2 protein-coding genes and 1 pseudogene are annotated in these 1,027 nt (G+C 59.1%); 2 read left to right on the top strand and 1 reads right to left on the bottom strand.

The annotated features are described in order from the left end of the window. Positions 1-126 (bottom strand): annotated as a pseudogene (locus tag JF66_RS24885) (transcriptional regulator); the annotation flags it as partial. A gap of 350 nt (positions 127-476) precedes the next feature. Between JF66_RS24885 and JF66_RS25100 the strand changes: the two are divergent. Both JF66_RS25100 and JF66_RS21300 read left to right on the top strand, forming a co-directional pair. Next, the gene (locus JF66_RS25100) at positions 477-611 is read left to right on the top strand and encodes a hypothetical protein (RefSeq protein WP_255351561.1); all 135 of its coding nucleotides are present in this window, start codon (positions 477-479) and stop codon (positions 609-611) included. Then, a complete protein-coding gene (locus tag JF66_RS21300) occupies positions 611-934 on the top strand; it encodes a hypothetical protein (RefSeq protein WP_035881000.1) in 324 nt (107 codons plus the stop codon). Before JF66_RS25100 ends, JF66_RS21300 begins: the two co-directional genes overlap by 1 nt. The last annotated feature ends 93 nt before the right edge of the window (positions 935-1,027 follow it).

Genomic DNA, 1,027 nt, shown 5'->3' with positions numbered 1-1,027 from the left:
CGTCGCTAATGCGCCCGGATAGCCGGGGCGCTCGAGCAGTGAGAGCAGGATCCGTGATCTGGTCGGATCCGCCATCGCGCGACCCAAACGGTTCATCACATCAGCACGGGAGGCAATAGTCAGCATTCACTGACATTACATCGAACGCTGACCTATCCGCAACACCATCAACGCGGTGGGTCCGGCTTAGATTGCCCTAGTGGGTCCGAAATTCCTTGACATAGTCACGCCATCATGGACCGCATAATCCACAACACCACCTGGGTCGACACCGGCACCTACAACATGAGGGAACAAGCCGCCCTTGCGACCGCGTAATCCGTGACGGGGAGCACCTGTGGTGCTGAGCCACACCACCACTGGTGCTCTTCCGCACGACCAGTGGGGCTCAAGCGCACGATCGGATGGGGCTCAGAGACTCGAATACTCAGTGGAGCCGACTACGGCTCCACCGGCATACCAGAAAGGCCCCATTTATGGCTCTGCAATTCACCAGCGCGCCCAAGAACATCGACGGCTTCACCGTTATCCTCTGCGGTGGTAGCTGGCGCGACATGGTCGCCGACACAACCTTGCGCAGCAAGATAGACCACCTCCCGTCGTGCGCGTGATGGCTATCTTCCTCTTCGACCTACATGGCCATCCCATTGCATTCCGCCGCACCAGCGAAGACAAATTCATCTTCGACAAGCATGGACACTGGATCGGGTGGTTCCCTTGGGGCGACAACGACGCCGCCGACAAACATGGAAAGTACCTCGGCAGTGTTGTGGGCAATCGACTCTTGAAGCGCCAGGCTCAGCCCTACCGTGGATATCCGGGATACCCCGGGTACCCCGGATATGCGGGCTATCCCGGCTATCCGGGATATGCCGGTTACGCGGGTCATCAAGCTGGCTATTCCGACGTCGATATCGAACGTCTCAGACTCTAGGTCGATAGCCGCGAGGACACGGCGCAGCAAGCCACCCTCTCGGACTATTGCTACTTAGAAAGAAGCTTGGCACCATCCGGCCGCAGCTCCCCG

Origin of the sequence: Cryobacterium sp. MLB-32 (assembly GCF_000738085.1) — a bacterium.
GTDB lineage: Bacteria > Actinomycetota > Actinomycetes > Actinomycetales > Microbacteriaceae > Cryobacterium.
Note: the sequence above shows the minus strand (reverse complement) of the source record. Positions and strands in the feature narration are given on the sequence as shown.